Annotated in this window: 7 protein-coding genes; all 7 read right to left on the reverse strand. The window is 75.6% G+C overall.

Annotated features, from left to right (window positions below):
- Nucleotides 1-281 precede the first annotated feature (281 nt).
- Complete coding sequence (locus ACFYYF_RS30100) at nucleotides 282-485, reverse strand: acyl-CoA carboxylase subunit epsilon (RefSeq protein WP_388780675.1); 204 nt, start codon at nucleotides 483-485, stop codon at nucleotides 282-284.
- A gap of 148 nt (nucleotides 486-633) precedes the next feature.
- Complete coding sequence (locus ACFYYF_RS30105) at nucleotides 634-3,477, reverse strand: hypothetical protein (RefSeq protein WP_388780676.1); 2,844 nt, start codon at nucleotides 3,475-3,477, stop codon at nucleotides 634-636.
- Between the two features lie 124 nt (nucleotides 3,478-3,601).
- Nucleotides 3,602-4,612, reverse strand: a complete 1,011-nt coding sequence (locus ACFYYF_RS30110) for a 4'-phosphopantetheinyl transferase family protein (RefSeq protein ID WP_388780677.1) — start codon at nucleotides 4,610-4,612, stop codon at nucleotides 3,602-3,604.
- On the reverse strand, nucleotides 4,609-6,030 hold the full coding sequence (locus ACFYYF_RS30115; RefSeq protein WP_388780678.1) for a hypothetical protein: 1,422 nt from the start codon (nucleotides 6,028-6,030) through the stop codon (nucleotides 4,609-4,611). Before ACFYYF_RS30115 ends, ACFYYF_RS30110 begins: the two co-directional genes overlap by 4 nt.
- 446 nt (nucleotides 6,031-6,476) lie before the next feature.
- Nucleotides 6,477-7,499 carry an SRPBCC family protein gene (locus tag ACFYYF_RS30120; protein WP_388780679.1) on the reverse strand — a complete coding sequence of 341 codons (1,023 nt, stop codon included), beginning with the start codon at nucleotides 7,497-7,499 and terminating at the stop codon, nucleotides 6,477-6,479.
- A gap of 108 nt (nucleotides 7,500-7,607) precedes the next feature.
- Nucleotides 7,608-8,642 carry a BTAD domain-containing putative transcriptional regulator gene (locus tag ACFYYF_RS30125; protein WP_388780680.1) on the reverse strand — a complete coding sequence of 345 codons (1,035 nt, stop codon included), beginning with the start codon at nucleotides 8,640-8,642 and terminating at the stop codon, nucleotides 7,608-7,610.
- A 1,143-nt stretch (nucleotides 8,643-9,785) separates the two neighbouring features.
- The coding region (locus tag ACFYYF_RS30130) for a hypothetical protein (RefSeq protein WP_388780681.1) at nucleotides 9,786-9,995 on the reverse strand (210 nt) is incomplete at its 5' end.

A 9,995-nucleotide genomic window follows, 5' to 3' on the forward strand; every position in this document is an offset into this window, starting at 1 on the left:
CAATACGAGACCGATCGTCCTGTTTTTAACAACTGTCGAGCAGAGCTGCAGCAACCCTCGAAGAGGGCCGCTCACGGGACAACTCCCCCGGAATATCAACCCTGTTCCGCCCGTGCCCGGCCCGCAGGCGGGCCGGTGCTCCCCCGGTCTGCGCCTGCTGGGCCTGGGTGTATACCGGGTAGATCAGACCGGATCCCACCTTCCCTCCCCCATCAAACAGACCGGAAGGTCTTCTCGTTGGGGTGCGGGCGGGTCACCTCGTGTGCCACCGGAGGGTCACCTCACCGCCGGCCGGGCGTCCCGAGGCGTTCGTCCCCGCGCAGCCACCAGCGCGGGCCTGCAGCCGGTGGCGCCACCTTGCTCCGTCCCGGTGCCGGCCGGCCGCGCAGGGCCAGCAGGACGACGGTCAGCGCGGCCAGTTCCTCCGCGGTCGCGGTGCCGCGCTCGACGCGCAGCGCCGGCTGCCCGCGGTCCACCTCGCCCATGGCGCCTCCTCCTCTGGCGCCACCCTCGGCCACACCACTCAAGAACCGCTGTCGGACCACTGGACGGCCCGCCCAGCAGCAGCCCACCGTCGCCCCGGCATGCTCCGGCGCGCCCCGGCATCTTTGTGTGCGGGCCGGTGCCGGGTGGTCAGGTGCTGCGTGTGCGGACCGCCGAAAGGGCCCGTGCCAGTGCCCGCGCGGTCTCAGGGGCGCTGCCCAGGCCGGTCATGACCACGGCCGGGGTGCGGCCCGTGCGTTGTGCGGTGCGGCGGGCGATGCCGTGGGCGACGGGGCCGGCCGGGCCCACCCCGCACAAGGTCAGCCGCCCCATGCCGGCGGGCAGGTCCGCCAGGGCGGCGGGCGGTGCCTGCGCGTCGGCCAGGGTGAGCGAGACGATGCGTTCCGGTCCCCGGTGGGCGCGCAGGAACAGGTCGTAGGCGCCGGGGGTGACGCCGGGGACGGTGACCAGGCACACGAGATCCGCCCCCGCCCGCCCGGCCCGCAGCACCACCGGCGCCCCGGGCGGGCCGGGCGGGCCGGCGGGCGGCGGCGGTGTCACGGCGGGCACCTGTGCGGTGCCCAGCAGGGCCAGGGCGTCGGCGACGGTGAACGTCTCGTGCACCCGGCCGGGCAGGCTGCGCAGCAGGTGCAGGCAGTGCGCGAGGATTTCGGCGGCGTCGGTGCCGGTGAACCTGGCCCGGTCGTAGAGGACGTCCAGCACGAGGGCGTCCTCGCCGTCGTGGTGCGCGACGAGGGTCAGGGGCAGCACGCCGGCGCCGCCCGCGCTCTGCGGCGCGCCCGCCGTGATGCCCTGTGCCGCGAGTTCGAGGCGCAGGTCCGCCGGCAGGTCGGGGTGGGTCTCGAAGCGGACGGCCGTCTCGGTCAGCGGGGAGCGGGAGGTACGCCCGCTCCACCGGCGGACCTGGTCGCCGCACACCCACGCGTAGGCGGTCAGGTCGAGGGCGGCATCGCGGGCCCGCACCAGCAGGTCCGTCAGCGGCGCGGCCTCCTCCACGGTGAGCGTCACCGGCAGCGGACCGCCCAGCAGCCCGGGGATACCGGCTGCGCCCCGCAGACCCATGTCACGTCCCGACAGATCCACACCGAAGGCCACCGGCAGCGGCCCGCCCGCCTTGGCCGCCCGGTACAGCAGCAGCGTCCACACCAGGTGCAGGGCACTGCTCTCCCCCGCGCCCCGGACCCCGGCCCAGGAACGCAGCCGCGCACTCTGCACCGACCCGAGCCGACGCCGGATCCGACCCGTCCCCCCAACCGGCCTGCCTGCCCCGTCCGTCCTCCCACCCGGCCTGCCTGCTCCGTCCGTCCTCCCACCCGCTCCGCCTGTCTCCCCGGCCGGGCCGGGCGGGTCTGCCGGGCGCGGCAGCTGGAGTTGGTCGGCAGGACGGGACGGGTCGGCCAGGTGGGGCGGGTCGGCCGGGCGCGGCGGGTCGGTCGGGGCGGCAGGGCTGAGCTGGTCGGCCGGGCCGGGCACGTCAGCCGGGCGCGGCGAGCGGGGCGGATCGGCAGGGCTCGGCAGGTCAGCCGGGCGCGGCGGGTCGGCCGGGTGCGGCGGGTTGAGCTGGTCGGTCGGGCGGGGCGGGTCGGCCGGGCGGGGCGGGTCGGTCGGGGCGGCAGGGCTGAGCTGGTCGGCCGGGCCGGGCACGTCAGCCGGGCGCGGCGAGCGGGGCGGATCGGCAGGGTTCGGCAGGTCAGCCGGGCGCGGCGGGTCGGCCGGGTGCGGCGGGTTGAGCTGGTCGGTCGGGCGGGGCGGGTCGGCCGGGCGGCCGGGGCTGGTGGCGGCGTCGGCCGGGGGTGCGGTGGCCGTCCAGAACTGCCGGGCCGCGGCATCGTCCTGACGGGCCAGCCAGTGGGCGTGGTCGCGGATGTCGGGGCGCCGGTCGGCGCCGGGCAGCACGCCGCCGACGAGGTAGGAACGGTAGAACTGGCGCACCAGCAGACGTGCCCCGCGCTCGTCGAGCAGCGCCCGGTGATAGGTCACCAGCAGCCGGGCGGACCCCAGCCCGCCACCAGCACCGGCGTCGGTGCGGCTCGCCGTACGGGCCTGGCCCGCGTCACCGGCGCGGCTCGCCCGGGGCGGGCCCTCGATCAGGGCGACCCGCAGCAGGGGCGGCCGGTACAGCTCGAAGCCGCGTTCGCGCTCGCGGCGCAGCAGGTCCTCCCAGCCGGCGCCGGTGTGCCCGTGGTGGACGACCTCGACGGCCGCGCGCTCGTGCAGCACCAGCCGGGGGGCGCCGGCCCAGTCGAAGGACGCCCGCAGCACCGCCTCGCGCTCGGCGAGTGACTGCCAGGAGGCGGTGAACCGGGTGAGGTCCAGCGGCCCCGTCCACTCCCAGTGGAGCTGCTCCACGAAACGGCCGGGACCGCCTCGTTGGCCGGCCGCCGCCGCGAGCAGCGCCCGCTGATGCCCCCGTACCGGGACCGTGCCCGCGCCGGGCGGCGCCAGCAGATCGGCCAGCAGGTCATCGGTGAGCGGCGTACCGGATCCGTCCGGGCCGTCCAGGCTGAGCGGGCTGAGCGGGCTGAGCGGGCTGAGCGGGCTGAGCCGCAGGAGATACCGGCCCGCACCCCCGGCCGGACCCGGCACCCCCTCCCGCGACACGCCGTCCCGCGGTGCGCTGCCCTGCGGCGCGTCGTCCGGCGCACCGTCCTGCGACACGCCGTCCTGCGGGGCGCCGTCCGCCGGTACGCCGTCCTGCGGGGCGTGGTCCTGAGGGGCGCCGTCCGGCGTGTCGTCCCGTGGGGCGCCGGCCGGTGTGTCGTGCGGTGCGTGGTGCCGGGGCGGGTCGTCTTTGGGCGCGTGCAGTTCGACGTCGTAGGCCTGGTGGGAGTGCGCGACGCGGGCGGCGACCGCCTCGGCGTCCGTGCGGGTCACTCCGCACAGTTCGAGGACGAGCGGCGACCGGTCGTGGGTGTCCCGCGGTTCGTGCACGACGGCGAGAACGGTCCCGTCGTACGAGTGATGACTCCTCATCCGCCCCCGGGAAACGGCGCACAGCGTTGCCGCAGCAGCCCTGTCCGCCTCCCCCGCCCTCCTTTTCGAATCGTTTCTGCACGGCCGGCCCGCACGCCGGCAACCCCCCGCCCGTCCTGTCCGCTCACCGCTGTCCGGGACCACGCCGTGCGGGGAAGTCCAGGACCCGTCCGCCGTCCGGCCCGCCCGCCGGGGACGGCCCGTGCGGTCGGTCCGCCGGGGACGGCAGGTACGGACCGTCCGTCAGGGGCGGGATGCGCGGCCGGTCCGGCTGCGGCGGCGCGGCGTCCACGGGATGCGCCCCGCCCGGGTCGTGGGTCTCGCCCTGGTGGTGGGTCTCGCTCTGGTGGTGGGCCTGGCTCACCAGGTAGCGCCCGTCGACGAGGTGGGTGGCGAAGGCCCACTGCCCGTCGGTGTCTTCGGTGAGCCGTGCTATTGGGGTGGCGTCCCAGGTGAAGCCGACGGCCGGGAACCGGTGCCGCATGCCGTGCCCGAGCGCCTTGACGTAGGCCTCCTTCAGGGTCCACAGGCGCAGGAACGCCTGCGTGCGTTCCTCCTCGGGCAGGGCCGCCAGCCGCCGGGCCTCCTCGGCGGTGCACACGTGCTCGCGCAGCGCCTCGAAGGAGATCCGGCGTCCGGCGGGCTCGGCGTCCACACCGAGCCGGCCGGTGCGGCTGACGCCGGCCACGATCAGCTCGTCGGTGTGGGCGAGGCTCACCTGCAGATCCGCGCCGAGCCCGCGCAGCACGGGCCGCCCGCCGGGCAGGGTGGCCAGGTCGAGCCGGCCGGCGGGGACCTGCAGGACGGCGGCGGCCGTGTGCTTGAGCACCATCCGCGAGACGGCGAGGACCAGCCGTCCGGCCGGGGCCGGGTGCTGCCGGTAGCGCGGCCAGTCGCGGCCCAGCAGGGCGCGCAGACCGGGATCGAGCAGGGCCGGCGTGAGCCACTGGCCCCAGGTGGTGTGCACCACCGCCCGTCCCGTCTCCTCGACGTGCTCCTGGACCTGCTCCCACGGCCCGTCGAGACCGGGCACGTGCACCGGCGCCAGCGGCGACGACGGGAACGGCGCCGCCGGTGCGCGGTCACGGCCGTGCCGGTGCCGGTGGCCGTGCGGGGCGTCCGCGCCGGCGCTCACCACGGCAGTCCCGTCAGGTCGTCCGGGTCGCAGTCCGGGTCGCAGTCAGCGTCGCCCGCCGCGCGCCGGGCCAGTTCGTCCCACACGTGTGCCCGCACGTCCGGCACGCAGGCGGGCACCAAGAGCCCGAGCCGCACGGTGATCCGCCCGAGCGCCAGCAGCGCCCAGCCGGTGCCGCCGAGGAAGGACCGGTCCGCCCGGGCGGCCTGTTCCCGCACGGCGCAGGTCCGGTCGGCCAGCACCAGCAGGGCCTGCCGGTCCGCCAGGGCCCGCGCCGCCGGGTCGGCCGGGTCGTACACGGCGCCGGCCGCCCACGCCCCACGCAACGCCCGCCGCTCGACGGCCAGCCTGCGGCCGATACGGGCGAGCGCGACGACACCGGCATCACCGACGTCGGCGCCGGAATCGGCGCCAGTGCCGGTATCGGCGGCGGCGCCGATGACACCGGCGGTGCCGGCAACCGGCGATGGCGTCACGGCGGCCCGCGGGCCGGCCCTGCCCGCAGCGGCCGGCAGCGTCACGGGAACCTGCGCGCCTGCGGTGCCGGCGGCGGGCGGCGGCCAAACGGCGCCGGCGACCGGTGTCGTCGCGGCGGTGGTGTCCTGCCCGCTGCCGGTGCCGGGGGCCGGCGAGGGGTCGGTGCCGGGGGCAGGGGCGGGGTCGGTGCCGGTGCCGTGAGGCGGTGTTGCGGGCGGTGTGTCCCGCCCCGGGCCGCCGCCCGTCTCGTTCAGCCTGCGCACGATGCGGGCCTGGGCGGCACCGGTGGCCGCCGGGCCGGCCCCGGCGAACGCCCGGTTGCGCACCGTACGGGCCAGGGCGCGCCGTTCGACGGTGTGACTGTCGAAACCGCACTCGTTCAGCACCAGTTCGAGATCCCCGAGCAGTTCCAGGGCGAGCTGGGGCACGAGATAGCCCGCGACCGCGGCGAGCAGCTCACCGTCACTCTCCGCCCGGTACGGGGCCGGTGGTCCGTCCCGGCCCGGGGCCGGGCAGGCGCGCAGGGCCGCCCGCGTCAGGCTCTGGCAGGCCAGCAGTTCGGCGAAGACGGTGGCCAGGACCGGGCGCCACTGCCGGGCCGCGGTCTCGTAGCGGCTCAGGCCGTCCACGATGCGGGTCACCGCGCGCAGGACACTGCCGGTGGCCGCGAGCAGCGCCGCCGGGCCGAGCAGGGCGGCCGCCGGATGCGGCACCGCAGCACTCGACAGCGGGCGGATGCTCCAGGCGTGGGCGAGGGCCAGGTCCCGGCGGAAGAGCGGACCCAGAGCGCGGGCCAGCTGGTCGGCGCCCGGCAGGTCCTCGGCACCGGGCAGAGCTGCGGGGGCGGCGGGCAGGGCGTCATAGCCGCCGGCCCACAACGCGGCACGTCCATAGGGATTGGCGGGATCGCGGACATCACCGAGCAGCGCCTCAAGACGCACCGCATGCCACACCGCACTCCCCGCACTCCCGGGCCCCCCGGCAGCCACCGCCTCGGGCCGCACCGCATTCCCGGGTGCCTCGGCGGGCGCCGCCTCGGGCCGCACCGCACTCCCGGGTGCCTCGGCGGGCGCCGCATGCCGTGCCGGGCCCGGGAACGCAGGCGCGGACGCCGCACTGCGGGGTGCCCGGGCCGGCATCGCGCTCCGGGGCGCCTGGGCCGGCGTCACGCTCTGGGGAGCCTGGGCGGGCGCCGTGCTCTGGGGTGCCAGGGTCGGCGTCGTGCTCCGGGGCGCCTGGGGCGGCGTCACGCTCTGGGGCGCCTGGGGCGGCGTCGTGCTCTGGGGTGCCGGGGGCCGTCCGGCCTGCCGGTGCGGCCGGGTGGGGTCCATCGCCAGTCTCCTCGTCGTCGTGAAGCCGGTCGCCGCAAGGTTGTCGCCGGGCGCCCTCATCGCAGCCGGCGCAGGGCGCTCTCGGCGTGCCAGCGCGCCAGGGTCAGCACCTCCGTGCTCGTGCGCCCGAGCCACTCGCGCACCTGGCGGCGGGCGTCGACGGGCAGCACCCCCGCCTCCGGGGCGTACTGCACCGCGCTCTCACGGAGCATCACCTGATGCAGGCAGGCCACCCGCACCCCGCGGGCGTCGGGCTCCAGGTACCACTCCCCGCAGTGCGCGGCGACAGGATCGGGGGTCACCGTCTGACGGTGGACGATCCGCCCGGCGGCCGGGAAGCACAGCCGTACGCCCTCGGAGACGACGGTGTCGCCGGTGCCGGGATCGCTGGTGTGCAGGACGGTCCGCTGCACACCGGGCTGGTCCTCGCCGACCTCCACGCGTTCGACGTGGGGAACGAGGTCCCCCCAGTCCCCGATCCGGTACAGGAAGTCATAGACGATCTCCGGGGAACCGCCGACGTAGAGACTGTCCTCGAAGGACAGCAGCAGCTCGTCCAGCCGGTCCCAGCGCTCGGCCGCCTCACGCACCGCCGCCAGCTCCGCCCGCACCTGCCCCTCAACCACCCCGGACGCGCCAGGCAGGCCGGGAAGGTCGGGCACCTCGGACGTGCCGGGTGGGCTGGGCGTGTCGGGGGTGCCGGGCGGGTCGGGGTTTTCCTGGTGCAGGGTCACCAGGCAGCGGCCGGTGCCGTCGGGTGACACGTTCCAGCTGCCGTACGTCGGCCCGCCGGGCGCGGAAGAGTCCTGGTGCTCGAACTCGATGCGGCGCTGTGCGGGGTGCAGGACGCGGCGGGCGAGCACGCAACGCACCTGGCCGTGGCGCAGCCGCCACAGCCGCAGACGGTCCCCGGCACTGTCGGCATCCACGCGTTCGACGTGGACGTAGGAGGGCAGCAGGACGGGCCAGCGCGGGGCGTCGGCGAGCAGCCCGTAGACGACGCCCGCGGGCGCCGCGACCTGGACGGTGTGCCCGACGCAGTGCCTGCGCTGCGACGACGACCGCTGCAACGACGACATGCGTGATCTCCTCCTCCCGGTGTGATCAACGCTGCACGGCCGCAGCTGAGCAGGACTCGATTCCCGCTGGAGAACACCGCAACACACAAGAAAAGAAGGCGGGTTGCGTCACCCCGCCCGGACCACGGCACCACCCACCACACCCACCACGTCCGCCGCACCCACCACACCCACCGCACCCACCACACCTGTCGCGGCCGCCGCGCTCGTGGGGCGGGCCGGGAGAGGGCCGGGGCCCGACATCAGGACGGAGCGCTGCAGCCTGGCCAGGGCGGGCGAGGGCTCCAGGCCCAGGGCGCGCACCAGGGTGGCGCGCAGCCGCCGGTAGGCGTCGAGCGCCTCACCGCGGCGCCCGCAACGGTGGAGGGCGAGCATGTACTGGCCGCACAGGCTCTCGTGCATGGGGTACTGGCTGACCAGCACGGTCAGCTCCGCCAGCAGCTCGCGGTGGCGCCCCAGCCGCAGGTCCGCCTCCACGCGCTGGTCCAGCGCGCACAGCCGGCTCTCCTCCAGCCGCCTGGCCTCCACGCGCAGCTGAGGACCGATACGGACGCCGGCCAGCGCGGGACCGCTCCACAACTCCAGGGCCCGGCGCAGCAGACGGGCAGCCCGGGGATGGTCCCCGGTATCCATGGCCCGGTACCCGCAGCCCGCGAGCCGCTCGAACTCCCGCACGTCACTGGCCCCGTCACCACACCTGAGCAGATAACCACCGGGAACGGTCACCAACACATCCCTGGCCCGCCCACACCCACCCACGCCCCGACCCGCACCCAAACCCCGACCCAAACCGTGGCCTGCACCCAGCCCCCGGTCCAGGACCCGGCCCTCACCTGCACCCGGACCCTCACCCCGACCCGAGCCCGCTCCGCCGCTGCTGCCGCTGCTGCCGCTGGCGCCGCTGCTGCTGCCGAGGGCGGTGGAGATGAGTTCGCGCAGCTGCAGGATGTAGGTCTGCAGGGTGGTACGGGCACTGCGCGGGGGCGCGGCCCCCCACAGCTCCTCGGCCAGCACCCCCACCGGGACGACCTGACCGGCCCGCAGCGCCAGCAGGGCGAGCACCTGACGGGGCTTGGGCGCCGCGGGAGTCACGGACACACCGTTGTGCCGCACGGCGAGCGTCCCCAGAACATTCATGTCCACGCCGTCCCCCTCTCCACCGGCACCGCCCGCAGCGGTCCCCTGACAGCCCAGTAAAAAACAGCACAAGCGGTATGTCAATGCTGAGTGCACCGCCCCCGCCCGGAATACACACGGACTCGAGGCAGCCGCAAAACCCACTCACCAACACACCAAAACCAGAGCGAAAACCCCCACAGAAACAACAGAACGACGACACGAACCGCCATCACCAGGCCCCAACGACCAGACCTCAAAGACGGTTTCCAGGGGTCACACTCCCCCCACCGACACCCGACACCGGCACCCCACGCCGACAACTCCCCACCATCACCGGCCCTTGAGGACACCACCCGCCAGGAGGACACCACGAGCCGGGAGCAGCACGCCCCGACGCCGACCCCCATCGACGCGCCCGCCCAAGCAGCACTCACCGACTCCCATCCACTTCGGTCACCACCACCCGCCGGTGGAAGCCGACTTCGGCCGCCCCCGCCTCCACCGCTCCCGCCGGAATCGCCACCCCGGAGCAACCCCCGCTTCCGTCGGCACCGCCACCCGGGGCAGCCCCCCTTCCATCGACACCCCGACTTGCGCCAATCCCCGTCGCCAACACCGGCCACAAGAAAGCGGGCCGACCGGGAGCAACACCCTTCGACGCCGCCGGCTCCTTCCGATGCCGCCGACCCGCCCAGCAGGCATCGCCGCCCTGGGACAACACCCGCCCGCACCACTCGCTCCAGGCCGCACTCGCCTGCCGGGCCCGCGCCGGCCGCCGGCTTCACCGACTCGGGACAACACCCGCCGGTTCCACCGCTTCCCTCGACCCCGCCGACTCGGAGCGGCACACACCGACTCCCGGCTTCCGCCGACACGCCCCCTCAGGAGCACTCGCCCGGCCCCCGCCGGCACAGGCCTCCCCCGACGCCCGGCCGCCACCACCGACCACAAACACCGAAACAGACCAGGAGCAGCACCCTTCGATGCCATCGGCACCCACCGATGGCGATGCCGCCAACCCTTGCCGCAGGCGGCCGACTTGGAACCCTCGGCTCCCGGCCTTCCCTGGCCCCGCCGACCACCGACATCACCAGATCGGGACGGCACCCGCAGACCCTCTCCCCTGATTCCCTCACCCCCACCGACCGCCGACCCGGAGCGCCCACTTCAACTCCCGGCTTCCGACAGCGCATCCATTTCGGAGAAACCCGCCTCCATCGGCCCCGCAGCCCCCACTGCCACTGCCACTGCCACTGCCACTGCCACTGCCACTGCCACTGCCAACGGCAACGGCAACGGCAACGGCAACGGCAACGGCAACGGCAACGGCAACAAGACACCACCGACCGGGGGCGGCAGCCGCCGATGCCGATGCCG

It is taken from the genome of Streptomyces sp. NPDC001914 (genome assembly GCF_042891215.1).
GTDB lineage: Bacteria > Actinomycetota > Actinomycetes > Streptomycetales > Streptomycetaceae > Streptomyces.

Bases quoted from the DNA above. Each gene is read 5' to 3' on its own strand.
- ACFYYF_RS30100 (WP_388780675.1), bottom strand. From the start codon at position 485: ATGGGCGAGGTGGACCGCGGGCAGCCGGCGCTGCGCGTCGAGCGCGGC.
- ACFYYF_RS30105 (WP_388780676.1), bottom strand. From the start codon at position 3,477: ATGAGGAGTCATCACTCGTACGACGGGACCGTTCTCGCCGTCGTGCAC.
- ACFYYF_RS30120 (WP_388780679.1), bottom strand. From the start codon at position 7,499: ATGTCGTCGTTGCAGCGGTCGTCGTCGCAGCGCAGGCACTGCGTCGGG.